The organism is Faecalibacterium tardum (genome assembly GCF_040096515.1).
In the GTDB taxonomy this organism is placed as follows: Bacteria; Bacillota; Clostridia; order Oscillospirales; family Ruminococcaceae; genus Faecalibacterium; species Faecalibacterium tardum.
The window spans coordinates 392877-416028 of the sequence record NZ_JBBMEO010000001.1; the positions used below are offsets into that span (position 1 = coordinate 392877).

The following is a 23152-nucleotide window of genomic DNA, read 5'->3' on the forward strand; positions in this document are numbered from 1 at the left end:
GCGGATGCTTATTTTTTACGCTGTCAGGAGATTATCAGACGTAGTAAAGCATCTTGCTGTAGCTGGGCAGAGGCCAATAATCCTCGCCGCAGATGGTCTCGGCATCGTCGGCAGCGGCGCGCAGGGTGTCCATCACCGGGAGAACGTTATCGTGGAAGGCAACAGCCTTCTCGCTCTCGGTGGACAGTGCCTTTGCAGCATTCACGGCATCCTGCAGGGTGTCGATGGCATCGCTCATGGCATCGGCGTCAGAAGAAAGCTTTTCCAAAGTCTTGGTCTCGCTGCGCACGCTGATGTGCTCGCTGACAGCCAGCTTGGAGGCGGCGGTATTGGCAACCTCGCTCATATAGGCGTTGATGGCGGGCAGCAGCTGCTTGCGGGCCATCTCCAGCATGGTCAGAGCCTCGATGTTGATGATCTTGGAGTAGTGCTCCATCTCAACCTCGTAGCGGCTCTCCATCTCTACCTTGGTCAGCACGCCGAACTCTTCCATCAGGGCGATGTTCTTGGGCTCGACCAGTGCGGGCAGAGCAGCGGGGGTATTCTTCTTGTTGGGCAGGCCGCGCTTGGCTGCTTCGGCTTCCCACTCGGCGGTGTAACCGTTGCCGTTGAAGATAACGCGGCGATGGTCGCGGATGGTGCGCTTGATCAGAGCGATGGCTGCGCTGGTAAAGTCCTCAGCGCCCTCCAGTTCGTCGGCGTAGCCCTTCAGTTCCTTGGCGACAGCGGTGTTCAGGATGGTGTTGCAGTCGCTCAGGTTCTCAGCAGAACCGGGCATACGGAACTCGAACTTGTTGCCGGTGAAAGCGAAGGGGGAGGTACGGTTGCGGTCGGTGGTGTCCTTGCTGAACTTGGGCAGAACGTCCACGCCCAGATCCATCTTCATCTTGACGGGGCCGGCATAGGGAGAATCGGATGCAATCGCATCGATGACAGCTTCCAGCTCCTCGCCTACGAAGATGGAGATGATGGCCGGAGGTGCTTCGTTGGCACCCAGACGGTGATCGTTGCCCGGGGTGGCCACAGAGGTGCGCAACAGGTCGGCGTACTCATCCACAGCCTTGATAACAGCGGCCAAGAAAATCAGGAACTGCAGATTCTCCATGGGGGTGTCGCCGGGATCCAGCAGGTTCTCGTGGGTGGTGCTCATGGACCAGTTGTTGTGCTTGCCGCTGCCGTTCACGCCTTCAAAAGGCTTCTCATGCTGCAGGCAGACCAGACCGTACTTGGGTGCAATCTTGCGCATCATTTCCATGGTCAGCAGGTTGTGGTCGATGGCCACGTTGGTGGTATCGAAGATGGGAGCAAGCTCGTGCTGGCAGGGAGCAACCTCGTTGTGCTTGGTCTTGGCGGGTACGCCCAGCTTCCACAGCTCCTCGTCCAGTTCCTTCATGAACGCAGAAACTTCGGGACGGATGACACCGAAGTAGTGCTCCTCCAGCTCCTGACCCTTGGCAGAGGGAGCACCAAACAGGGTGCGGCCGGTGAGGATCAGATCCTGACGTGCCTCGTAGTCCTCCTTCTTGACAAGGAAGTACTCCTGCTCGGGGCCGACGGTGGTGGAAACGTAGTCCACATCCTTGCCGAACAGCTTCAGGATGCGGACAGCCTGACCGGACAGTGCGTTCATGGAACGCAGCAGGGGAGTCTTTTTATCCAGCGCCTCGCCGGTGTAGCTGACGAATGCAGTGGGGATGCACAGCACGTCATCCTTCACAAAGGCGTAGCTGGTGGGGTCCCATGCGGTGTAGCCGCGTGCCTCACAGGTAGCGCGCAGACCGCCGGAAGGGAAGGAGGATGCATCGGGCTCGCCGCGTACCAGCTCCTTGCCAGAGAACTCCATGATGGCGGTGCCGTCACCTACAGGGCTGACGAAGCCATCGTGCTTCTCGCTGGTGATGCCGGTCAGGGGCTGGAACCAGTGGGTGTAATGGGTGGCACCCAGCTCCATAGCCCAGCGCTTCATCACGCTGGCAACGACGTTTGCCACCTCGATGTCCAGCGGAGCACCCTTGTGCAGGGTGTTCTTCAGGCTTTTGTAGGTAGCGCTGGGCAGGCGCTCCTTCATAACGTGCTCATTAAAGACCTTGCTGCCGTAGATCTCCATAACATTTGCTGCCATAAATCCTACTCCTTACTTGATCTTACTTTTTTCTTTCGCCTTGGGTCTGCCGCAATGCAGAAACCCAAAGCGTGCTTACATCTTAACAAAAACGGCGCTGCGAGTCAGGAGGTGACCCACAGCGCCGTTGCTGTCTATGGCTAAGATTATAGTCTTTGCGGGCAAAAAAGGCAATTGACAAAACTGACGATTCTGCACAAACACGATCTCGGATTTTTGGAACAACCGCGATTGGTATGACTTTTGCACCGAAAAAGCCCCCTTCAGGACGGCTTTTTCCGGCTGAAAGGTGCGCAGCGCGCGGCAATTGTTTTTATTGTAAAAGCATCAGATGACCTGAAACAGGAAAAACTTGAGGTAGTTCGTCTCCGGCACGCCCCACAGAATGGGGTGATCCGGTGCCTGCTGCTTTACCTCGATCTGCCGCAGCTGCCGGTGAGCGTCCTTGGCGGCGGCGCGCAGCATCTTGATGAACAACTCCTCGGTGGCAAAGTGGGAGCAGCTGGCAGTAGCCAGATACCCGCCCCGGGGCAGCAGCTTCATGGCGCGGTAGTTGATCTCCTTGTAGCCGCGCATGGCATTCTCCACTGTGCGGCGCGCCTTGGTAAAGGCAGGGGGATCCAGAATGATGAAGTCGTAGGGGCTGCCCTCCTTTTCCAGCCGGGGCAGCAGGGCAAAGGTGTCCTCGCAGAGGAAATCCATGTTGTCGAGGCCGTTGCGCTCGGCGTTGCGCTTTGCCATGGCAATGGCTTCGGCGCTGATGTCGGCGGCGGTCACCCGGGCAGCCCCGCCCTTGGCAGCGTTCAAGGCAAAGCTGCCGGTGTGGGTAAAGCAGTCCAGCACGGTATGCCCAGCGGCAAGGCGTGCCACAGCCCGGCGGTTGTATTTCTGGTCAAGGAAAAAGCCGGTCTTTTGGCCGTTTTCAAAGTCTACATGGTAGTACACGCCGTTTTCACAGATCTCGGTCTGGGTGGTGTTCGGGTGGCTCTCGCCGGGCAGGGTGAACCAGCCCTTGTTTTGTTCCAGCCCCTCCTTGGCACGCAGGGTTTCATCGTTGCGCTCGTAGATGCCGTCAATGGTCTGTCCGTCCGCCCGCAGTACCTCAGCCAAAAGCGGGAAGAGCACCGGCTTCAGCTTTTCCATGCCTACGCTCAGGGTCTGGGTGACCAGAACGTTGTTGAAACGGTCCACCGTCAGGCCGGGGAACTGGTCTGCCTCGCCAAAGATGAACCGGCAGGCAGAAAGGTCGGCGGGCTCCAGCACCGTCTTGCGGTAAGCCCATGCGTACTCTACCCGGCGGCGCCAGAAGGCGGCGTCAAAGGTATCGTTGGCATTGCGGGAGATCAGTCGTACCCGAATCTTGCTTTTCAGCGAGAGAAAGCCGGTGCCGAGATAAGCACCCTTGGGGCTGACCACATCCACCAGCGTGCCGTTTTCCGGCTCGGTGCCGGGGGCTTCCAGAATGTCGTTCTCGTACACCCAGGGGTGCCCGCCCACCAAAAGCCCTTCGGCGTGCTTGTTGACTTTATATACAGGATAAGTGCGTTCGCTTTTCATAAAATGCTCCTTCAACTAAGAATGCGCAAAATGATGCTCGTTCTGCTCTTTATCATAACATAAAAATATGGTAGAATAAATACAAAATTTTGCGGAAGGAAGAAAACGCTATGGAGATCGAACGCAAATGGATGGTGACCGGCTGGCCGGAGGGGCTGCCCCTTGAGGAAGAATTCACCATGCGGCAGGGCTATATCAGCGTGCAGCCCACGGTGCGCATCCGGGAGGAAGCACTGACCGGCGGCAGCACCGACTATATCCTCTGCTTCAAGTCCGCAGGGGGCTTGGCACGGGAGGAGATCGAGCGCAGCATCGATAAAGACCTGTTTGTGCAGCTGGAGGAAAAGATCATCGGAAAACCTCTGATCAAAAAAGTGCGCCGGAGCTACCGTTTGCCGGACGGCGCGGTGCTGGAGGTGAACCATGTGGACGAGGGCCTGCCCACAGCGTTCTGGTACGCCGAGGTGGAGTACCCCACGATGGAAGCCGCGCTCAGCTGGCAGCCTGCGGCCTGCGGCCTTGCGGCGTACCTCAACGATGAAGTGACAAACCAGCCCGGCCAGAGCATGGGCGCATACTGGGTGCAAACCAGAGGGTAAAGCCGATAATACTGTGAAGGGAATGACTGTTTACGAAAAAGATCAAGCTGAAGCTGGAGCTCCAGTATAACTCGCCGGTGATCCTTACCTTTTTTCTGCTGTCCATGCTGGTGCTGCTGGCAGACGGCTGGACGGATGGCTGGAGCACCATGAATCTCTTCTGCGTGTACCGCTCCTCGTGGCGGGACCCGCTGGGTTACATCCGGCTGTTCGGCCATGTGCTGGGGCATGCCAACTGGGAGCATTTTCTCAACAATATGCTGCTGCTGTTGGTAGTGGGCCCACCCATGGAGGAAAAATACGGCAGCATCCCGCTGCTCAAGGGTATTTTGTTCACCGCGCTGGTCACCGGTGTGCTGCAGTGCATCCTGTTCCCCCACACGGGGCTGTTGGGTGCATCCGGCATCGTGTTCATGCTCATCATGCTGTCCTCGCTGGCGGGCTTTTCCGGCGGTATCCCGGTCACCATGCTGTTGGTAGCGGCGCTGTATTTCGGCCAGCAGGTGTATGATATCATCTTTGTGCACGATAACGTGGCAAACTTTATGCACATCGTGGGCGGCTTGTGCGGTACCGCCTTCGGTTATTACTGTGCCCTCCACCGCCGCCCTGCGCGCAGCCGTAGATAAAAGAGAAGAATTATGGATAAAAACGGGATACCGGAGCGTCCGCGGATGCTCCGGTATCCCGTTTTTACGAGAAAGAAAAATAATGAGTGCGACAAACTGGAACTTGTCGGGGCAAAGCCCCTCCATCTTGCTACGCAAGACCGTTCTGTCGCTTAAAAGCCCCACTGGGGCTTTCATTGTTCTGCTTCGCTCCACAAACGCGAATTTTCAAATTAGTCTTTGCAAATAACCTTTGAACCTTCACCATCAATTACAATTCCCTGACGGTTGTTAATTGGGCATAGATTCAAATCCGAAAACTCAGTCATTATTTTCTCGGTAACTTTCTTAAATGGTGCTGTAAGATAATGCGGAAGAACATAGAAATCAATCAAATCAAGCCCTGCATCATCTTCTTGTGAGTAGTCCTCCGGCTTTTCATCCATTTGCTCGATATATTGGATGCTTGGAGCGCATATAATCGCACCTGCCGATTCACCAATCATCAGTTTCCCCTTTGCCAATTCTTTCTTCAACAGCTCATCCGTTCCCGTTTTACGGAGCTGGTCTATAAGGAAAAAAGAATTTCCGCCGGTAAAATATATCACATCCGCATCTTCAAAAACAGACTGTATCGTTGAATAAGCCTTCGTTGAAATATCAATTTCAGTTACGATTGCTCCCAACTTTTTGAATAATTTTCGAGCCGAGCCGACATAGCCGGTGTAGCCTTCACGCAGAGAAGCTGTTGGAATAAATGCGACTTTTTTATTTTCAATTTCTTCCTTTATCAGACTTCCTACACTTGAAAAGTGCGAACATAAAAACAGTTTCATCAATATTCTCCTTTATATATAAATTCCGATTTGTTGAACTAAGTCGAGTATACCATACCAGCCAATGAAAGAATACCCCTCTAGGGGAGAATTGGCTGAAAAAAGCGTTTGAAGCGTTCTGCAGAGCGCTTCAAACGCGAACAATAAAAATATTATTTCCATCCCCGGTCGGTGGGGTCCAGCATCCCGGCGGCGGAATACACCAGCGCGTTGCAGATGGCAGCGGCAACATTGCTGCCGCCCTTGCGCCCCATAGCGACGATGGCGGGCACACCGTGGGCGGTGCACACCTCAAACAGCCGCTCCTTGCTCTCAACTACGTTCACAAAGCCCACCGGCACCCCGATGACCAGCGCAGGGCGCAGCCCGGCGGTTTCAATCAGGTCGGCAATGGTCAATAGCGCCGTAGGTGCGTTGCCCACCGCAAGGATGGCACCGGGATGCTCGGCGGCGGCTCTTTGCATGGACGCCACCGCCCGGGTGGTGCCGTTGGCCTTTGCCAGCGCGGCTACCTCCGGGTCTGCCATGTAGCACAGCGCTGTGCCGCCCAGCCGCGCAAGCCCCGGCTTTGTAATGCCGGAAAGCGCCATGTTGGTGTCGGTAACGATGGGCGCAGCGGCTTGCAGCGCCGCCACGCCCGCCGCCACCGCGCCGGGGGTAAAGCGCAAATTGCGGGCGTAGTCAAAATCTGCGGTGGTGTGGATCACCCGCTTGACCACGGCGGCAGTCTCCGGCGGCGGGGTAAGACCCATTGCGTCCAGCTCTGCGGTGATGATAGAAAGGCTCGTCCGCTCGATATCGGCGGGCAGATGGTGCTGCGGGGTCATACGGTGTTCCTCCCTTCCAGTCCCATGGCGGCGTATAGGGCGTTCATGTCCAGCGCCCGGCGCACGCCGTCGGCCAGCAGGTCAAACTGCTGCTGCCGGTACTCCTGCATGGAGAGCAGCGGCGCATCGGCAGGGGAGATGCCCTTGCGGCTGCACAGCAGCTGCACCAGCTTTTCGGTCAGCTCTCCGGTATCAAACAGCCCATGCAGATAAGTGCCCGCCACGTTGCCCTGCACGCAGCCCTCGGCGCTGCCGTCCGCAAGGCGGCAGAAGGGAACACCCTGCACGGCAGTGCGTCCGGTATGGATCTGGTAGCCAGTCAGCATTGCCCCCGCCAGCTGCGGCGCGGTGACGGTGGCAGTATCCTGTGTGCGGTGCTTGGCGTCCGTAAATACGGTCCGGGTAGGTAGCAGCCCCAGCCCGCGCACGGTCTGGCTGCGTCCGCTCTCGGTGCCCTCAGGGTCGGCGAGGGTCTCGCCCAGCATCTGGTAACCACCGCACACGCCCAGCACCGGCGTGCCGGAAGCTGCCAACTTCTGCACTGCACTTTCCAGCCCGCACTGCCGCAGCCAGAGCAGGTCGTCTATGGTGTTTTTTGTGCCCGGCAGAATGACCACGTCCGGCGCGCCCAGCTGCCGGGGGCTTTGCACATACCGCACGCTCAGCAGCGGGTGCTGCTCCAGCGGCATAAAATCTGTAAAATTGGAGATATGCGGCAGCCGCAGAATGGCAGCATCCAGCGGCTTGACGGCGCGGCTGCTTTCCAGCCGGGAGGAGAGGGAGTCCTCGTCCTCGATATCCACCCGCAGGTAGGGCACGACGCCCAGCACCGGCAGATGGATCTTTTCCTCTAGCATAGTAAGGCCGGGTTTCAGGATGGCGGCATCGCCCCGGAACTTGTTGATGACCAGCCCCTTGATGCGTGCCCGCTCGGCGGGCTCCAGCAGCTCTACCGTGCCGTACAGCTGTGCAAACACGCCGCCCCGGTCGATATCTCCCGCCAGCAGCACCGGTGCATCCACCAGCTCTGCCAGCCCCATATTGACGATATCATCCGCTTTCAGGTTGATCTCTGCCGGGCTGCCTGCACCCTCAATAACGATGATGTCCACCTTTTCGGCCAGACTGTTATACGCGGCTAAAATGTCCGGAATCAGGCTCTTTTTCAGCTTGAAGTAGGCGGCTGCGGGCATCTGCCCGCGCACCTCGCCGTTCACGATGACCTGACTGCCCACATCGCTGCTGGGTTTGAGCAGAATGGGGTTCATGCGCACATCCGGTTCTATGCCGGCGGCTTGTGCCTGCACCACCTGTGCCCGGCCCATTTCCAGACCGTCCCGGGTGACAAAGCTGTTCAGCGCCATGTTCTGGCTTTTAAAGGGGGCTACCCGGTAACCGTCCTGTGCAAAAATACGGCACAGCGCGGTGCACAGCAGGCTTTTGCCCGCACCGCTCATCGTGCCCTGCACCATAATGCATTTTGCCCGGCTCATGCAAGCACCTCCTGTAAGGCTTTTATAAGCTGCTGGTTTTCCGGCGCGGTGCGCACGGCGGTGCGGTACCAGCTGCTGTCCAGCCCGGGGTAGTTGCCGCAGCCGCGCAGCACGATGCCGCGCGGCCGCAACGCATCGCCCAGCGTTTCCGGTGCCTGAAACAGCAGATAATTCGCGCTGCCATCCAGCACCCGCAGCCCCAGTGCACGCAGCCCGTCCCGCAAAATAGGACGCTGCTGCGCGATAAGCGCCTGCACCTGGGCCACATAGGCAGCTTCGTCCAGCGCCGCCAAGCCCGCCGCCTGCGCAAGACTGGAAACTGCCCACGGCTGCCCGGCGGCCTGCATCTTTTCCAGCAGGGCGATGTTGCTGCACAGGCAGTAGCCCAGCCGTACCCCGGCCATGCCGTACAGCTTTGTAAAGGCCTTCAGGATGATAAGGTGCGGGCTTGCAAGCAGCTTTTTGGCGGTCAACGCCTCACTTTCCGGCAGAAAGTCCAGAAAGCACTCGTCCACTACCAGCAGTGCACCGCAAGCTTCGCACCGGTGCAGCAGCGCCTCCACCAGCGGCAGCGCAGTCAGCTGCCCGGTGGGGTTATTGGGCTGGCAGAGGAAAACCATGTCGGTGTCCTCGTCCACAGCGGAAATGAACGCTTCCGTCACTGCAAAATCTTCGCTTTCCCGCAGGAAATGCCGACGGATGGTGCAGCCTGCAGTTTCCAGCGCGGCGGCATATTCCGCAAAGGTAGGGGCGGGCAGCAGCGCGGTGCGGGGCTTTGCCGCCCACACCAGCCGGAAGATAAGGTCTGCTGCGCCGTTGCCGCAGAGGATGTGCTCCATGGGCACTTGTTCGTGCGCTGCCAGCTTTGCCCGCAAAGCGCGGCAGAGGGGGTCCGGGTAGCGGTCTGCGGTGGTAAGCGCGGCGGTGATGGCCTTTGCCACCCCCTCCGGCAGTCCCAGCGGGCTGACATTTGCCGAAAAGTCCAGCGCGTCCTGTCCGTACTGCGCCCGGTAACCGGCCCAGTCGCCGCCATGTACAAGCTGCATCATAAAATACCTCGTATCACCAGCCCAAGCGCCAGCGCCAGCAGGCTTTCGGCGTACATCATGCGGTTCGCGCGGCGGATATCCTCCGGCTCAATGGGACGCACGGCGTCGCCGATGGTGGGCTTGGGGTAGTATTGACCAAAATAGTAGGCAGGCCCGGCCAGCTGCACGTTCAGTGCACCGGCGCAGGCGCTCTCGGTCTGGGCGCTGTTGGGGCTGGCGTGGTTGCGGCGGTCCCGCCGCCAGATGCGCCACGCATTGCGGGCATCGTTGCCGGTCAGGGCGGCAGCGGCTACCCACAGCAATGCAGCAATGCGGCTGGGCAAAAAGTTCGCAATATCATCCAGCTTTGCCGCTGCACGGCCAAAGTGCAGATACCGCTCGTTTTTATAGCCCACCATGCTGTCCATGGTGTTGATGGCTTTGTAGGTGAGCGCCAGCGGAGCGCCGCCCAGCAGCATATACAACAGCGGCGCGATCACGCCATCGCTGGCGTTTTCCGCCACGGTCTCCACAGCGGCTTTGGTCACGCCTTCCGCAGTCAGTGCCTGCGTATCCCGCCCCACGATGCGGCTTACCGCAATGCGTGCCGCAGGCAGGTCGGGTTTTAGCAGCTCCCGGTAGACGTTCGTACTCTCCTGCACAAGCCCCTTTGCCGCCAGTGCCTGCCCGCACCAGAACATCTGCACTGCCAGTCCCAGCAGTGGGTGCAGGGCGGCGGCTCCCATGCAGACAAGGCTTGTGAGCGCAAAGGTGCCCACCGGTAAGCAAAAGGCCAAGATGCGTCCGCCCCAAAGCTCGCCCTTTGGCGTTTTGGGCAGGCGGGCACGCAGCCCTTTTTCCAGCGCGGAGATGGCCTTGCCCATGTACACCACCGGATGCGGAAGCCACGCAGGGTCGCCGAAAACGGCGTCCAGTACAAAGCCGCCCAGTACCGCGTAGCCGATCATTCCCGTGCCTCCTTCGTGTACTGCACGGTCTTTACCAGATGCAGCACCCGCTTTGCCGCCCAATCCTTGGCATCCAGCACAAAGCCGCCGGCGTTGGGGGCGCACCATTCGTAATAATTTTTGTGGGGCAGGGCATAGCGCTCCATGGCGGCCATCTGGGTGCCGCCGTGGGCTAAGATGACCAGCATTTCCTCGCCGTCCGCAAGAGCTTTGTCCACCAGTGCAGAAAAAGCCGCGCAGATACGCTCACAAAAAGCGGCCTTGGTCTCGCCGTCCGGGCAGGGGCTTTCGCAGTTGGCGGCTACCCATGCAAGGTAGTCCGGGTCGTGCTCCATTTCAATATAGTTTCTCCCCTCAAAGCTGCCAAAACACATCTCCTTCAGCCCGTCTATTTCTATAAGCCTTGCGCCCGGGAACAGCACCTCAGCGGTCTGCCGGGTGCGGCAAAGCGGGGTAATATACACAGTCTTAGGGAAAATATCTGCCCGGCACAGCACAGCGCGCCCGGCGGCAGAAAGGGGGATATCCCGCTGTCCCTGATAGCGCTTTTCGGCATTGTATTTGGTCAGACCGTGACGTAATAAATAAATCAGCATTCCGGCAATTCTCCTTTCAAAACGGTGGGGATGCCGCAGAACATCTGCACCACACACGCAGCACGCGCCGCCAGCAGACAGGCCAGCCGTCCGGCGTTTTCCCGCGCGGCACGCTCTGCTGGGTCTATGGGCACCACACCGCCGCCCACCTCGGTGGACAGCACGATATCATAAGCGGATAATTTGTCCGCAAGTTTCTCAAGTTCAGCGTTGTCTTTGCACCCGGCGGCAAGCTGCTGCGCATCCGCGATGCAGCGGCCGGGCAGGGTGCGGGCAAAGGTGCGTTTACCGCTGTACAGCGGCCCGGTAATAAAGATCATAACAGCCCTCCCCATTGGCAGGCGCACAGCGCCGCCAGCATCCACAGCTCAGTCTTTTGCAAAAACCACCCGGCTAAATCGCCGGTAATGCCGCCCAGCTGCTGCACAGCTACATGGTGATACCACAAAAACAGAAAGATTGCAACTGCTGCCAGTGCTCCGCCGCCCAAAGCAAGCAGCGCCCCACAAAGCAGAACTGCGAGCACCGTCAGCACATTGCGCACGGCGGTGCGGTCTGCGGCACAGGCAAAGGTGTGGGCAAGGCCGGTGTTTTTCGCCATGGGAAAGGCCGCCACCGCAAGGCCGGAAAGTGCCCGTTCCAAAATCAGCGCCAACGTCCAAAGCGCACCCACCCGAGGCGTGAACTGCACGCAGGCGGCAAGGCAGAGATAAGCCGCAAAATAGCTGCACAGCCGGATGACCGCAAAGGCTCCACAGTGCGGGTCTTTTAAAATTTCCAGCTTCTTTTCCCGGTCGCCGTAGCTGGCAAGGGCGTCACAGGTGTCGGCGTAGCCATCCAGATGGATGCCGCCGGTCACCCATACCGGCACAAGGCAGAACCCTGCCGCCCGCGCCGGGGCAGGCAGCGGCAGCACCCCGCACACGCACCACAGCGCCCCGCATAAAAGCCCCACCAGCGGAAAGGCGCATAGCGCGTACCGCATATTCTTTTCGTTCCACGCAAACTGCGGCACCGGCACCGCCGAAAACATGGCAAAGGCCACCGCAATAGTCTGCAAAACGATCATTTTTCCACTCCTTTATAATAGACAGGGACGCCGCACACCACCCGCACCACGGCATCTGCCCGGGCGGCAAGGGCGTTGTTCACCTGTGCCAGCGCCAGCAGATAGCGGTCCGTGTCTCCGGCATAGTTCGCGCCGCCACTGAAAACCTCGTTAGAGACAATAACTAAATTTTCGCACTGCGCTGCAAGGGCATCTAGTCCTTGCAAAATGTGCGCGGCGGCGGCATCACCCGCACCGGCGGGGTCGTACAGCTCGTTGGCGGTCAGGTTGCCTAAGTCCTCCAGCAGCGCCGTACCCCTGCGGGGTAGATGCACCGTCTCTAAATGCAGCGGGCACTCGATGGTGGTAAACTGCTTTGTAGCGCGCATTTTGCGGTGCTTTTCCACCCGGGCGGCGCACTCGGCATCCCACACCTGCATGGTGGCCAGATAATACCGCGGCAAAGCACTGTGCAGCACAAGGGTTTCGGCGTATTCGCTCTTGCCGCTGGCAGCGCCGCCCAGTACCAGCGTCAGCATTGGGGCGTGTACGGCGCAATGCCGCCCTCCGCAAAGGAATAGCACCCATCGTACACCGCCAGCGCCATGTCCCACAGTGGGATACTGGCCACTGCGCCGGTACCCTCGCCCAGATGCAGCCCGGCGGTAAGCAGGGGTTTTTTGCCCAGTACTTCCAGCACAAGCCGGGCGGCAGGCTCGGTGGAGCAGTGGCTGGCAAACACGGCCTTTGCCGCAGCCGGGCACAGCCGCACGGCGCACAGCGCCGCCACCCCGCTGATAAACCCATCCATCAGCACGGGCACACCCGCCAGCGCCCCGCCCAGAAACATCCCGCACAGCCCGGCGATATCAAAGCCGCCCAGTTTGCCCAGTACGTCCAAGGCATCATCGGGGTTGGGGACATTGCAGGCAATGCCCCGCCGGATAGCCTCCACCTTGCGGGCAAGCCCTGCATCGGAAAGCCCTGCGCCGCGCCCGGTCATGGTCTGCACCGGCTGTGCCAGCAGCACGGCGGCTACGGCGCTGGAGGTGGTGGTGTTGCCAATGCCCATCTCGCCGGTAGCCACCAGCCCGTAGCCCTCGGCGGCAAGCTGCCGGGTCAGGGCGATGCCCCGGCCAATGGCCTCCACTGCCTCGGCGCGGGTCATGGCGGGGCCTTTGGTAAAGTCCGCAGTCCCGGCGGCAACGCGGCAGTCCCGCACGCCGGGCACAGGCGCACCGGCTATGCCCATGTCCACCGGCAGCACATCGCAGTGCGCCGCCTGCGCCATCCGGCAGACGCTGGTGCGCCGCGCGGCAAGGTTCTCGGCTACGGCGCGGGTCACGCTCTGGTCGGTCTGGCTTACGCTCTGCGCCACCACGCCGTTGTCTGCGCAGAGCACCGCCACCACCCGGCGGGAAAAATCAAACTGTGCCTTGCCGGTCAGCGCAGCGGCGTCCTCCAGCAGCGTTTCCAACGCCCCCAGCCCGCCCAAGGGCTTGGCAAGGCTTGCCCAGTGGGCATGGGCGGCAGCACGGGCAGCGTCGTCCGGCGGGGTGATGGCAGCAAGCAACTGCATCAGTTCAGCTTCGGTCATTTTCGTCATCCTTTGTGTTTTAAAAAGTGCTGCGCCGCCTGTACAAAGCGGCGGGGCAGAGCGGTGCCCGCCCAGTAAAGATGCGGGAAACCGGCGTACAAATGCGCATTTGCAAAGCCGCATTCCCACTGCCTTTTTTCGGTTTTGCGTACAGAAAAGTCTGCACCGTTTTCGGAGGAATCCCAGTGGTGAAATTCATGGATGGGCAGCGCTTCTCCAGCGCGGAAAAGCATACTGTCGGCCTTTGCCGTCATGGCGGCATAGCCAAAGCGTACCAGCCGCCCGGCGTTGTGCCCACTGCCCGGCAGCACGCCCGCCATGGGGTAAATCTTGCCGTCCGTGCCCTCCAGCGACTGTCCTAAATACAGAAAACCGCCGCACTCGGCAGCGGTGGGCAAACCACCCTGTACCGCCTTGCGGATAGCGGCACGCAGGACGCAATTTTCGCTCAATTGTTTTGCGTACAGCTCCGGGTAGCCCCCGGGCAGGTACAGCCCGCCGATATTTTCCGGCAGGGCGGCATCCCGCAACGGACTGAAAAACATAAGCTCCGCACCTGCATCCCGCAAGGCGTCCAGCGTTTCGGCGTAGGCAAAGCAGAAGGCTTCGTCCCGCGCCACGGCAATGCGCACGGCGGGTGCGCACGGCGCGGCAAGCGGCGGCGCAGCCGGGGCAGGGCGGTCGGTCAGCGCTGCCAGCTGTGCCCAGTTCAGCACAAGGGCATCGGCAAGCTTGCCCAGCTTTTGCTGTAAGTCCGCAACCTCCCCAGCGGTTTTCAGCCCGAGGTGACGGCTCTCAATGGTACATCCCGGCAGATGGGGCAGATACCCCACCACCGGCAGACCGGTCTCGGCTTCCAGCATCGGGCGCAGCGTTTTGTATAAGGACTCAGAGCAATCATTGAGCAGAATGCCCACGATATGGCTGGGCGTGCGAAACTGCAAAAGCCCCCGCAGCTCGGCGGCAAGGGTGATGCTTGCCCCTTTGGGCTGTACCACCAGCAGAACCGGCAGCGTCAGCGTGTCGGCCAACTCCCAAGCGCTTGCGCGGGTGGTCAGGCCCTGCCCGTCGTAAAAGCCCATGGCACCCTCGCATACGGCAGCGCCGTGCCCGGCGGCATACCGGGCGTAAAGCGTGCGCACCGTATCCGGGGCAGAGAGGTAGAGGTCTAAGTTGTGGCTTTCCACCCCCAGCGCACTGCGGTGAAACATAGGGTCGATGTAGTCCGGTCCGCACTTGAAAGCGCAGGGGTCAGCCCCGCGCCGCTGCAAGGCGGTCAGTACCGCACAGGTAACGGTGGTCTTACCGCTGCCGGAGCGCGGCGCGGCGATGAGAAACTGTATCATGTCCGTGCCCCCGTAATGAGAAACACCGGGTTGTTGGCCATCAGCAAATGCAGACTGCCCGCCGCTTTTGTGCGGCTGACGGAGATCTGCGTCACCTCCGCGGCAAGGCCGTGGGCGGTCAGGGCAGCTACGGCGGCGCTGAGCGTTTCCAGCGCAATGGCGGCAATGCACAGCCGCGCGGCTGGATTTTTGTGCAGCACAGCGTCTATAACAGCGTCCATATTGCCCTTTGTACCGCCGATGAATACAGCATCCGGGGCGGGCAGCGTGTCCAAAGCTTCAGGGGCTTTGCCCTCGATCAGGGTCAGATTATAAGCTGCAAATTTCTCCCGGTTTTTCTGGATGAGCGCACAGGCTTCCGGGTCACACTCTACGGCATATACCTGCCCGGCAGGGGCGGCAAGCGCCAGCTCCACGCTCACACTGCCGGTGCCCGCGCCCACGTCCCATAGGGTATCCGTGGGGGTAACTGCCAGCTTTGCCAGCGCGGCGGCGCGCACCTCCTGCTTTGTCATGGGCACAGCGCCCCGGATAAATGCATCGTCCGGCAGGCCGGGGGTGCGGCGGGACGGTAAAGCCTCCCGTTCGATGAGCAATACGCTCAGCGGCGCAAAGGCTTGCTCTGCCAGTTCCCGGGCAAGGCCAAAGCGGATGGCTTCTGCCGGAGTGCCAAGGTTTTCACCCACAAGGGCGTGAGCAGCGCCCAGCCCGGCAGCGGTCAGCTTCGAGCAGAGAGTGGCAGGGGAGTCCCCACCACCGGTAAGAAAAAATACCTGTGGATGCGACAAAACTTCGGCTACCGGGTCGCAGACACGGCCATGGGCAGATACTAGCTTCCAGTCCTGCCAAGGGCGTCCCACAGCGGCGGCTAAAAGCTGTACGCTGGAAAGCCCGGGCAGCACCCGGACGGAGTATCCCATGACCCGCAGCAGGGGCAGCAGCTTTGCCGCACCGGAGTAAAACCCGGTGTCGCCGCTGTACAAAATAGCGGTGTCGGTGTCCGGCTGTGCGGCAAGACACGCAAGGATTTCCTCCGGCTTATACACGGATTTGCAGTTGTCAGTGCACCCCGCCGGTAAATGTTCCAACAAGCGCTTTGCCCCAAGAATCAGCCCTGCGCTTTGCAGTGCGGCCAGCCCTTGCACGGTCAGGCTTTCCGGGCAGCCGGAGCCCATTCCGATGAGAGAGATCATACCAGAACCTCCTTGCAGCGTGTCAGAATTTGTGCAGCAGTTTGTCCGTTTTCAGCCGGGCGGCGCACCACGATCAGCTGCGCGCCGGTATCCTGTGCGGCCTGTGCCTTTTCGGCAAAGCCGCCCACAGCGCCGCCGTCCTTTGTGACCAGATACCGGATGGAGAATTGCTTCATCAGGGCGCAGTTCAGCGCATAGGTGAATGGCCCCTGCATGGCAATGATGTTTTTGTGCGGGATGCCGGCGGCCTCGCAGGCGGCAATGCCCTCCCGCGTGGGCAGCACCCGGGGGAACAGCCGCTCCGGGCTGAGCGCCGCAAAGGCTGCAAGCTCCTTTGCACCGGTGGTCAGCAGCACATTGCCGCTGCACCCGGCCAGAAATGCAGCGGCGTGGGTGGCGGTGGCAAATACCATGCTCCCGGCAGGCAAGGGGCTTTCTTCCCGCAGCAGCCGGTGATATTCCACCCCGGCCACGGCACACGCTGCCCGGATGTTTTTGGTGGCGTCCACCGCATAGGGGTGGGTGGCGTCCACGCACAGGGCAGCGCCCTGCAAAAGGGCGGTCATTTCCTCGGTAGTCAGCCGACCGCAGTGCACGGAGATGTCGTCTGCTTTGCCCTGTTCCTCTGCACCCAGCGGGGTGGCAACACTGACCAGAACCTCCGCTCCTAGCGCTGCCAGCTGCCGGGAGAACACCCGCCCCTCGGTCGTGCCGCTGAAAACCACTGCCTTCATCTGCGGTACCCCCGTGGGGTGACCATTTTACCGCCAAGCTGCTTTGTGGCAGCGTTGCCGATGTACACAGTGGTAAACATATCCACCGCAGTATTTTCCAGCTGGGCAAGGGTCAGAACGCGGGCGGTCTGACCCTCCCGGCCAATGTTGCGCACGATGCCGCAGACGGTATCGGCACTTTTGCCGTTTTTCAGCAGGATGCGCACCGCCTTTGCCAGATAGTCCGGCCTGCCCTTGGAGGAGGGATTATACAGCGCAACGCAGAAATCCCCCATAGCAGCGCAGGTCAGCCGTTTCTCAATGACCTCCCACGGGGTCAGCCGGTCGGAAAGGGAAATGACGCAGAAATCGTGCGCCAGCGGAGCGCCCAGCACTGCCCCGCCGCTGAGGGCAGCGGTCAGCCCGGGCACAACTTCCACGGCAACATCCGGGTAGTCCGGGGCAAGTTCCAGCAGGGGACTTGCCATGCCGTACACCCCGGCATCACCGGAGCAGACCAGTGCCACCCGCTTGCCGGTGCGTGCCTTTTCCAGAGCCCAGCGGCAGCGGTCGATCTCCTGCGTCATGCCGGTAGAATAGTATTCCTCGCAGGGAAATTCATCGCGGATGAGGTCAAGATAGACCTTGTATCCACAAATCGCGTCAACGCTTTCCAGCGTGTTTGCAGCCTGCTGGGTCATATAAAAAGGCTCGCCGGGGCCAAGCCCCACGACATAGACTATCTTCTCGGGACGGTCAATGTCAATATCCATCACGTCAAGCATTCTGCCACCTCCAGTCCGGGGCAAAGGGCCTGCACGCCAGCGCAAAGGTCACGCCGTTGCAGGCAAATTTCGGGTAAAATAAGTTGCCGCCTGCGTCCAGCACTGCCGCCCGCTCGCAGACGTTATCCACCCCGGTCACGCTCTGTACAAAAGAGGAGGGGGTGAACTGCCCGGGCGCGCTGCGCAGCTGCGCGGCAGAGTAAAACCGCACCGGCCAGCCGTGTGTCAGACAAAAGGCCAGCAAGCCCGGTTCATTTTGTTTCAGGTCGATGCTTGCAGCGGCGGTAACTGCCTGCGCAGCAAAACCGTGCCGGGCGCAGAAAGCGGCAAAAGCAGCTTCCAGCGTGTCAGCGCTAGTGCACCGCTTGCAGCCGATGCCCAGCACCCCGATACGCGGCACAAGATGCAGTGCCTGCCCGGTGGGGCAAAGGGTGAGTGCAAAGTCGGCTTTTTCCGGGGTGTCAGCGGGGAATAACCCTGCGGGCACAGTGCCTGTTACCGGGAAATCAGCCTGGTAATATACCGGCTGCCCGGCCAGTAATTTGCCGCTGACCAGCTTGATGCGTTCCGGCTCCAGTACCATGCAGTTTTGGTGCTTTGCCCACTCGTCCACCGCAAAAATGCCGTGGGCATCGGTGGCGGTGGTGAGCACCGGCACGGCTCCGCATACAGCGGCAATGGCCCGCGCCAGATCGTTTGCACCGCCCAGATGCCCGGACAAAATGGGCACGGCAAAGCGCCCGCATTCGTCCACCACCACCACAGCCGGGTCGGTGGTCTTGCTCTTGCAGTGGGGCGCGATAGCCCGCACCGCAATGCCCACAGCCCCTACAAATATCAGCGCATCCGACTGCACAAACTGTACGCTTGTCCATTCTGCCAGCGATATATCGTTCTGTCCGCACCGGGTAACGCTGCCGGGCAGGCTGCCAGCAAGGCATTTTGCCAGCGCAAGGCCGGTCTCCGTAAAGGCAAGGTAGGCGCGGGTCATACCGGGTCTCCCTTGCGGAACTCGGTGGTAAAGGCGGGGTCGTACAGCTTGCTGCGCTCGTACTGCTTGCCGAGAAAATCCCCTACCACGATAAGCGCCGTCTTGGTGATGCCCGCTGCACGGGTGCTCTCGGCCAAAGAACCAACTGTGCACCGCACGATTTTTTCTTCCGGCCAGCTGGCCTTGTACACTACGGCAGCGGGGGTGTCCGGTGAGTACGCACCCTGCAAAAGCGCCGTCTGCACCTTATCGATCAGTCCGATGGACAGGAAGATCACCATGGTCGCGCCATGTGCGGCAAGGCTTGCCAGCCTTTCCCGCTCCGGCACAGGGGTACGCCCTTCCATGCGGGTGATAATGACCGTCTGGCTGACCGTGGGTAAGGTATACTCGGCGTTCAGCGCAGCGGCAGCACCGCAAAAGCTGGAAACGCCGGGGGTATCATCGTAACAAATGCCGTCTGCGTCAAGTGCATCCATCTGCTCCCGGATGGCACCGTACAGGCAGGGGTCGCCGGTGTGCAGACGCACGGTGGTTTTGCCTGCGTTTTCCATCCGATGCATCACGTCCAGTACCTGCTCCAGCGTCATCTCGGCGCTGTTATAGATAGCACATCCCGGCTTTGCCAGCCCCAGCAACGCAGGGTTGACAAGACTACCTGCATAAATAATGCAGTCAGCAGCCTGTAAAAATGCTGCACCGCGCTGGGTGATCAGATCCGGTGCGCCGGGCCCGGCGCCCACAAAATGTACCATGTGCGTTACTCCTTCCATTCGTTCAGCAGGCGGGCGGCAGTTTCGGTCTGTCCCAACGGGCCGTGCTGATTTGAAAACAACACCGCACCCACCCGGAACGCCCCGCCCGCGCGGCGGTCAAGATGCAGCTGGATGGCGGCAAGCAGGCTTTGCAGCACCGGTTTCCGCAGTCCGGCTGTATCCAGAATCTCCAGACAGGCATCCGTGGTGGCGGCATTGTACAGCGCGGTGCACACTTCCCGATCAGCACCGCACAGGGCGGCGTGGGTGCAGAACAACTCCGTGCGGCAATCTGCCGTGTGGGAGTGGGTGTTCATAATGCCGCCCGCCAGCTTGCACAGCTTGCCGATATGCCCCACCAGCAGCACCTGTTCAAAGCGTGCCGCTGCTGCCATATCCAGCGTATCTCCGATAAAGTTGGACGTTTTGACCACCGGGATAGCGGCAAACTGCGGATACGTTTCGTGCAGATAGTCCAGCCCGTAGTTGCCCGGGGCAAGGATGAGCCGCCGGTGGCTTTTTGCCCGCAGTGCCGCCTGGTTCATCTCCAGCTGGATGGTGTCCAGAATGGCTTGCTGGCTCATGGGTTCTACAATGCCGCTGGTGCCCAGCACCGACAGCCCGCCCTCCACCCCGATATGCGGGTTGAAGGTGCGCCGGGCCACCTCCTCGCCGCCGGGGATGGAGATAGTCACGGCAAAACCGCCGGGGTAACAGGCTGTTTCCGCCTCCCGGCACAGCGCCTCGGTGATCATCTGCCGGGGCACATGGTTGATGGCGGCTTGCCCGACCGGCCGGTCCAGCCCGGGCTTTGTCACCCGGCCTACTCCCGCGCCGCCGGTAATGCGCACCTCGGGCGTGCCGGGGAGCAGCGTCACCGTGGCGGTCACCGGCAGACCGGTGGTCACGTCCACGTCGTCACCGCCGTCCTTTTCAATGGCGCATTCCGCGCCCTCGGCAACGGTGCGGCAGAACAGGGGGGCAACCTCCACCACAATGCCTTTCGGTGTGCGCAGAGCGACAGTTTCCGGCGCAGTGCCGGTCAGCAGCAGCCGGGCAGCCCCGGCAGCGGCCAGCGCCGCACAGGTGCCGGTGGTGTAGCCGCAGCGCAGCAGCTTCTGCCCGCTGCGCACATAGTGCTCAAATTGGGGCTTTTCCGGCTTTGGTGGGCCAAAAACAGCGCTGTACTGTTCCTCGGTCAGGCCGTAGAGTGCTTTGATATTTTCCCGGGCAAAGGCCTGCTCCGGGGACAGGGGGGCAGAGACGCCATGCGGCGAAACGCAGACCACCACGTCCGCGATTTTCTGCGCCATGTCCAGCTCGTGCAGGGTAACAATGACCGCAAGCTGTTGCGTATGCGCCAGTTTTTGTAGAATGGTCAGCAGCTCTATCTTGCCTTTTACATCTAAAAATGACGTGGGCTCATCCAGCAGAAGCACCTGCGGCTGCTGACAGACTGCCCGCGCCAGCAAAATGCGCTGCCGCTGCCCATCGCTGACGCAGTTGAAGTCCCGGTCAGCCAGATGCGCCGCGCCCACCAGCTCCAGCGCATTCTGTACCTGTTTTTTGTCCTCGGCGGAAAGGATGCCCAGCCGCCCGGTATAGGGGATACGCCCCGCCGCCGCAAACTCAAAGCAGGTAGTCAGCTCGGTGCGGCGGGTGTGGGGCAGCATCAGCGCCAGCTTTTGCGCCCGTGCATTGCCGGGGATGCGGGCAAGCTCCTGCCCGTCCAGCAGCACCGCGCCGCCCAAAGGGGCCAGTTGTCCCGCCAACGTTTTGAGCAGGGTGGATTTGCCCGCGCCGTTCGGGCCAATGAGTGCCAGCACCTGCCCCTTGGCAGCGCCCAGCGCGATATCCCGGGCAAGGGCAGCTTTGCCGTAGCCGATGGCAAGGGCGCTGGTTTCAACAGAGTACTTCATCGCACATCCTCCCGGTTGCGGCGCAGCAGCAGCCCAATGACCACCGGCGCGCCGAATACAGCGGTGACTGCGCTGATGGAAAGCTCCATGGGCGCAAACAGGCTGCGGGCAATTAAATCACACAGCAGGCAGAACGCTGCCCCGCCCAAGCAGCACCCGGGCAGCACATACAGCGGGCGGGCACTGCCCAGCAGCTGCTTAACAAGGTGCGGCACCGCGATGCCCACAAAGGAGATGGGCCCCGCAAAGGCGGTAACACAGGCGGCTAGCAGACTGGAAAGCAGCACCAAAAGCCGGGAGAACCGCCGCACATCCACGCCCACACTGCGGGCGTAGGCTTCGCCCATCTGGTAAGCGGCCATGGGCTTTGCAAGGCAGAAGGCTGCCGCCAGCGCGGGCAGCACCACCAGCGCTGCCGTGCGCACGTTGCCCCACGTCATGCCGGAAAAACTGCCCTGTGACCAGTTGTGCAGGTTGACGATGCTGCTGTCCTGCGCAAAGGCCACCACAAACTCGGTGATGGCAGAGCAGATGTAACCGATCATTACGCCGCAGATTACAAGGATGCTCATGCGCTGCACCCGGCGGGCAGCAGCCAGCACAAAGGCCATAGCCGCCATAGCGCCCGCAAAGGCTGCAAGGATGAGCACGGCAGAGCTTGTCAGCAGGCCGTAGTTCAAAAACAGCACCATTACCAGCGCCACCGCCAGCTTAGCTCCGCTGGAAATGCCCATCACAAAGGGGCCGGCAATGGGGTTTGCAAAAAAGGTCTGCAACAGATAGCCCGCCGCCGAGAGCGCAGCGCCCAGCAACGCGGCCATCACCGCGCGGGGCAGGCGCAGTTGGATAATAATGCCTACGCTCAGCGCGTCCTGTCCACGTCCGGTCAGGGCTGCAAGCACGGCCTGCGGGGTAAGCGCAACGCTGCCCCAGAACAGGCTCACGGCAAATAGCACCGCCAGCAGCAGGGCAAGGCAGCAATAGGAAAAAACAAGGCGTTTGCGGCTGGTCATAAGCGGCTCCTTAGATGATCCTGGTCAAAAAATGCAGGGTGTCGGGGTCGGCAGTTTTCCCGGTAAAAACAGCGTGGAGGTCCAGCATAAAATCTGCCAGTGCCATGCTCTGCTGGAAAAAGCTGGGTGTCGTGCACCAGATATTCCCGCTTTGTACCGCCTTGCACTCTGCCAGCAGCGCGCAGCGGGCAAGCAACTCCTCCTTCGTGGAGATCGTGCCCTCGATAGTGCCGTTATAAATGAGCACATCGGCATCCTTGACCCCGGCGTAAAGATCTTCCAGCGGGATATTCAGGGTGGAAAGGCTGTTGCCGCTGTCGGCAAGGTGGGCAAAAACATATTCGCCCCCGGCCATGCCGATCATCTGCGCCACATAGTCTCCGCTTTTGCGCACAGTGGCAAGGCCGCTGGATGTAATGGAGAAAAACGCGCAGCGTTTGCCGGTGGAGGGCTGCTCCAGCAGCGGTGCAATGCGCTGTGCCTGCTGGGCGAAAACCTCCTCGGCAAGGGTTTCTTTGCCCAGCAAGATGCCGTACAGTTTGATCCATTCCATCCGTGCCAGCGGGCTGCTCTCGTAGCTGGAGCGCTCCACCAGCACCGGAATGCCGAACCGTTCTAATTGTTCCTTCACCTCCGGGGTGTGGTAGATCATGGTATTTTCCACCGCAAGGCCGCAGTTTGCGGTCAGGATGCGTTCGTAGTCCGGGGCGCTGTACTTGCCCGCGTAGGCGATGCGCCCGGCCTGCATGGCCTGCTTTGCCTCGTCCAGATACCAGCCCTCGGCGCGGGTGCCGGAAAGGGCAATGCTGTCCAGCGCGTCCAGATGGAGAAATAAGTCCATGGCAGAGGTGGACACCAGATAGATGTTCTGCACCGGCTGCTGCAGAACGGTCACCCCGGCAGGCACGGTGCGCAGAGTGGCAGCGCCCTCCGGCCGGATAAGGAACTTTGCCTGTGCGTCCGGGATGGTCAGCAGGGTAGAGCCGTCCGCGTAGCAGTCGGCGGTAAACTGGGTGGCGTAGTCCAGCGGGTAGGCGTGGTCAAAAACCAGCGCGTCCGTATCGGCGGGTGCGGTGGGTGCGGCCGTGCAGCCTGCAAGCACCAGCGCGGCGGCGGGCAGAGCCTTTAAAAATTGAGCGCGGGTCAGCTTCATGGAAG

The 23152-nt window shown here is 60.7% G+C and carries 23 protein-coding genes; 2 read left to right on the forward strand and 21 right to left on the reverse strand.

Annotated elements, in window-relative coordinates; genetic code table 11:
* Window positions 1-34 precede the first annotated feature (34 nt).
* On the reverse strand, window positions 35-2122 hold the full coding sequence (locus WMO44_RS02085) for a glutamine synthetase III family protein (RefSeq protein WP_349151568.1): 2088 nt from the start codon (window positions 2120-2122) through the stop codon (window positions 35-37).
* A 327-nt stretch (window positions 2123-2449) separates the two neighbouring features.
* Window positions 2450-3679 (reverse strand): class I SAM-dependent rRNA methyltransferase, encoded by a 1230-nt coding sequence (locus WMO44_RS02090; RefSeq protein WP_349151569.1) that lies wholly within the window; start codon window positions 3677-3679, stop codon window positions 2450-2452.
* 110 nt (window positions 3680-3789) lie between these two features.
* Between WMO44_RS02090 and WMO44_RS02095 the strand changes: the two genes are divergently transcribed.
* Both WMO44_RS02095 and WMO44_RS02100 read left to right on the forward strand, forming a co-directional pair.
* Window positions 3790-4278: a CYTH domain-containing protein gene (locus tag WMO44_RS02095; RefSeq protein WP_349151570.1), complete on the forward strand. Its 489-nt coding sequence runs from the start codon at window positions 3790-3792 to the stop codon at window positions 4276-4278.
* 77 nt (window positions 4279-4355) lie between these two features.
* Window positions 4356-4907, forward strand: coding sequence for a rhomboid family intramembrane serine protease (locus WMO44_RS02100; protein ID WP_316544220.1), 552 nt, complete (start codon window positions 4356-4358; stop codon window positions 4905-4907).
* Between the two features lie 212 nt (window positions 4908-5119).
* Here WMO44_RS02100 and WMO44_RS02105 read toward each other — a convergent pair whose 3' ends face one another.
* The 19 genes from WMO44_RS02105 to WMO44_RS02195 form a co-directional block, all read right to left on the reverse strand.
* Window positions 5120-5722, reverse strand: coding sequence for a Type 1 glutamine amidotransferase-like domain-containing protein (locus WMO44_RS02105; protein WP_349151571.1), 603 nt, complete (start codon window positions 5720-5722; stop codon window positions 5120-5122).
* Window positions 5723-5874: 152 nt separating this feature from the next.
* The gene (locus WMO44_RS02110) at window positions 5875-6549 is read right to left on the reverse strand and encodes a precorrin-8X methylmutase (RefSeq protein ID WP_097783862.1); all 675 of its coding nucleotides are present in this window, start codon (window positions 6547-6549) and stop codon (window positions 5875-5877) included.
* Entirely contained in the window at window positions 6546-8042 is a 1497-nt protein-coding gene (locus WMO44_RS02115; protein ID WP_349151572.1) for a cobyric acid synthase, read from the reverse strand. Before WMO44_RS02115 ends, WMO44_RS02110 begins: the two co-directional genes overlap by 4 nt.
* Window positions 8039-9088 carry a threonine-phosphate decarboxylase CobD gene (gene cobD, locus WMO44_RS02120; protein WP_349151602.1) on the reverse strand — a complete coding sequence of 350 codons (1050 nt, stop codon included), beginning with the start codon at window positions 9086-9088 and terminating at the stop codon, window positions 8039-8041. The genes WMO44_RS02115 and cobD overlap by 4 nt, the downstream gene beginning before the upstream one ends.
* Window positions 9088-10038 carry an adenosylcobinamide-phosphate synthase CbiB gene (gene cbiB / locus WMO44_RS02125; RefSeq protein WP_349151573.1) on the reverse strand — a complete coding sequence of 317 codons (951 nt, stop codon included), beginning with the start codon at window positions 10036-10038 and terminating at the stop codon, window positions 9088-9090. Before cbiB ends, cobD begins: the two co-directional genes overlap by 1 nt.
* Window positions 10035-10634, reverse strand: coding sequence for a histidine phosphatase family protein (locus WMO44_RS02130; RefSeq protein WP_349151574.1), 600 nt, complete (start codon window positions 10632-10634; stop codon window positions 10035-10037). The genes cbiB and WMO44_RS02130 overlap by 4 nt, the downstream gene beginning before the upstream one ends.
* Window positions 10628-10954: a bifunctional adenosylcobinamide kinase/adenosylcobinamide-phosphate guanylyltransferase gene (locus WMO44_RS02135; protein WP_349151575.1), complete on the reverse strand. Its 327-nt coding sequence runs from the start codon at window positions 10952-10954 to the stop codon at window positions 10628-10630. Before WMO44_RS02135 ends, WMO44_RS02130 begins: the two co-directional genes overlap by 7 nt.
* Entirely contained in the window at window positions 10951-11703 is a 753-nt protein-coding gene (locus WMO44_RS02140) for an adenosylcobinamide-GDP ribazoletransferase (protein ID WP_097780136.1), read from the reverse strand. Before WMO44_RS02140 ends, WMO44_RS02135 begins: the two co-directional genes overlap by 4 nt.
* Window positions 11700-12221, reverse strand: a complete 522-nt coding sequence (locus WMO44_RS02145) for a bifunctional adenosylcobinamide kinase/adenosylcobinamide-phosphate guanylyltransferase (protein WP_349151576.1) — start codon at window positions 12219-12221, stop codon at window positions 11700-11702. Before WMO44_RS02145 ends, WMO44_RS02140 begins: the two co-directional genes overlap by 4 nt.
* Window positions 12215-13279, reverse strand: a complete 1065-nt coding sequence (gene cobT / locus WMO44_RS02150) for a nicotinate-nucleotide--dimethylbenzimidazole phosphoribosyltransferase (protein ID WP_349151577.1) — start codon at window positions 13277-13279, stop codon at window positions 12215-12217. The genes WMO44_RS02145 and cobT overlap by 7 nt, the downstream gene beginning before the upstream one ends.
* A 5-nt stretch (window positions 13280-13284) precedes the next feature.
* Window positions 13285-14625 (reverse strand): cobyrinic acid a,c-diamide synthase CobB, encoded by a 1341-nt coding sequence (locus tag WMO44_RS02155; protein ID WP_349151578.1) that lies wholly within the window; start codon window positions 14623-14625, stop codon window positions 13285-13287.
* Complete coding sequence (gene cbiE / locus WMO44_RS02160) at window positions 14622-15818, reverse strand: precorrin-6y C5,15-methyltransferase (decarboxylating) subunit CbiE (protein WP_349151579.1); 1197 nt, start codon at window positions 15816-15818, stop codon at window positions 14622-14624. The genes WMO44_RS02155 and cbiE overlap by 4 nt, the downstream gene beginning before the upstream one ends.
* Window positions 15815-16552: a precorrin-6A reductase gene (cobK, locus tag WMO44_RS02165; RefSeq protein WP_349151580.1), complete on the reverse strand. Its 738-nt coding sequence runs from the start codon at window positions 16550-16552 to the stop codon at window positions 15815-15817. The genes cbiE and cobK overlap by 4 nt, the downstream gene beginning before the upstream one ends.
* Window positions 16549-17316, reverse strand: coding sequence for a precorrin-3B C(17)-methyltransferase (cobJ, locus tag WMO44_RS02170; RefSeq protein WP_349151581.1), 768 nt, complete (start codon window positions 17314-17316; stop codon window positions 16549-16551). The genes cobK and cobJ overlap by 4 nt, the downstream gene beginning before the upstream one ends.
* On the reverse strand, window positions 17309-18307 hold the full coding sequence (locus WMO44_RS02175; RefSeq protein ID WP_349151582.1) for a cobalt-precorrin 5A hydrolase: 999 nt from the start codon (window positions 18305-18307) through the stop codon (window positions 17309-17311). Before WMO44_RS02175 ends, cobJ begins: the two co-directional genes overlap by 8 nt.
* Window positions 18304-19062, reverse strand: coding sequence for a precorrin-4 C(11)-methyltransferase (gene cobM, locus WMO44_RS02180; protein WP_349151583.1), 759 nt, complete (start codon window positions 19060-19062; stop codon window positions 18304-18306). The genes WMO44_RS02175 and cobM overlap by 4 nt, the downstream gene beginning before the upstream one ends.
* Before the next feature lie 5 nt (window positions 19063-19067).
* Window positions 19068-20981, reverse strand: a complete 1914-nt coding sequence (gene cbiD / locus WMO44_RS02185; RefSeq protein WP_349151584.1) for a cobalt-precorrin-5B (C(1))-methyltransferase CbiD — start codon at window positions 20979-20981, stop codon at window positions 19068-19070.
* A complete protein-coding gene (locus WMO44_RS02190; RefSeq protein ID WP_349151585.1) occupies window positions 20978-21994 on the reverse strand; it encodes a FecCD family ABC transporter permease in 1017 nt (338 codons plus the stop codon). The genes cbiD and WMO44_RS02190 overlap by 4 nt, the downstream gene beginning before the upstream one ends.
* A gap of 10 nt (window positions 21995-22004) precedes the next feature.
* Window positions 22005-23147, reverse strand: coding sequence for an ABC transporter substrate-binding protein (locus WMO44_RS02195; RefSeq protein ID WP_349151586.1), 1143 nt, complete (start codon window positions 23145-23147; stop codon window positions 22005-22007).
* Window positions 23148-23152: the final 5 nt, after the last annotated feature.

Coding starts and splice junctions, on each gene's coding strand:
- cobM (WP_349151583.1), bottom strand. CDS start 19,062: ATGGTACATTTTGTGGGCGCCGGGCCCGGCGCACCGGATCTGATCACC.
- cobD (WP_349151602.1), bottom strand. CDS start 9,088: ATGCAGCTTGTACATGGCGGCGACTGGGCCGGTTACCGGGCGCAGTAC.
- cobJ (WP_349151581.1), bottom strand. CDS start 17,316: ATGCTTGACGTGATGGATATTGACATTGACCGTCCCGAGAAGATAGTC.
- WMO44_RS02145 (WP_349151576.1), bottom strand. CDS start 12,221: ATGCTGACGCTGGTACTGGGCGGCGCTGCCAGCGGCAAGAGCGAATAC.
- WMO44_RS02155 (WP_349151578.1), bottom strand. CDS start 14,625: ATGATACAGTTTCTCATCGCCGCGCCGCGCTCCGGCAGCGGTAAGACC.
- WMO44_RS02175 (WP_349151582.1), bottom strand. CDS start 18,307: ATGACCCGCGCCTACCTTGCCTTTACGGAGACCGGCCTTGCGCTGGCA.
- WMO44_RS02195 (WP_349151586.1), bottom strand. CDS start 23,147: ATGAAGCTGACCCGCGCTCAATTTTTAAAGGCTCTGCCCGCCGCCGCG.
- WMO44_RS02105 (WP_349151571.1), bottom strand. CDS start 5,722: ATGAAACTGTTTTTATGTTCGCACTTTTCAAGTGTAGGAAGTCTGATA.
- WMO44_RS02110 (WP_097783862.1), bottom strand. CDS start 6,549: ATGACCCCGCAGCACCATCTGCCCGCCGATATCGAGCGGACGAGCCTT.
- WMO44_RS02190 (WP_349151585.1), bottom strand. CDS start 21,994: ATGACCAGCCGCAAACGCCTTGTTTTTTCCTATTGCTGCCTTGCCCTG.
- cbiB (WP_349151573.1), bottom strand. CDS start 10,038: ATGATCGGCTACGCGGTACTGGGCGGCTTTGTACTGGACGCCGTTTTC.
- WMO44_RS02085 (WP_349151568.1), bottom strand. CDS start 2,122: ATGGCAGCAAATGTTATGGAGATCTACGGCAGCAAGGTCTTTAATGAG.
- cbiD (WP_349151584.1), bottom strand. CDS start 20,981: ATGAAGTACTCTGTTGAAACCAGCGCCCTTGCCATCGGCTACGGCAAA.
- WMO44_RS02130 (WP_349151574.1), bottom strand. CDS start 10,634: ATGCTGATTTATTTATTACGTCACGGTCTGACCAAATACAATGCCGAA.
- WMO44_RS02115 (WP_349151572.1), bottom strand. CDS start 8,042: ATGAGCCGGGCAAAATGCATTATGGTGCAGGGCACGATGAGCGGTGCG.
- WMO44_RS02095 (WP_349151570.1), top strand. CDS start 3,790: ATGGAGATCGAACGCAAATGGATGGTGACCGGCTGGCCGGAGGGGCTG.
- cobT (WP_349151577.1), bottom strand. CDS start 13,279: ATGACCGAAGCTGAACTGATGCAGTTGCTTGCTGCCATCACCCCGCCG.
- cobK (WP_349151580.1), bottom strand. CDS start 16,552: ATGAAGGCAGTGGTTTTCAGCGGCACGACCGAGGGGCGGGTGTTCTCC.
- WMO44_RS02090 (WP_349151569.1), bottom strand. CDS start 3,679: ATGAAAAGCGAACGCACTTATCCTGTATATAAAGTCAACAAGCACGCC.
- WMO44_RS02140 (WP_097780136.1), bottom strand. CDS start 11,703: ATGATCGTTTTGCAGACTATTGCGGTGGCCTTTGCCATGTTTTCGGCG.
- cbiE (WP_349151579.1), bottom strand. CDS start 15,818: ATGATCTCTCTCATCGGAATGGGCTCCGGCTGCCCGGAAAGCCTGACC.
- WMO44_RS02135 (WP_349151575.1), bottom strand. CDS start 10,954: ATGATCTTTATTACCGGGCCGCTGTACAGCGGTAAACGCACCTTTGCC.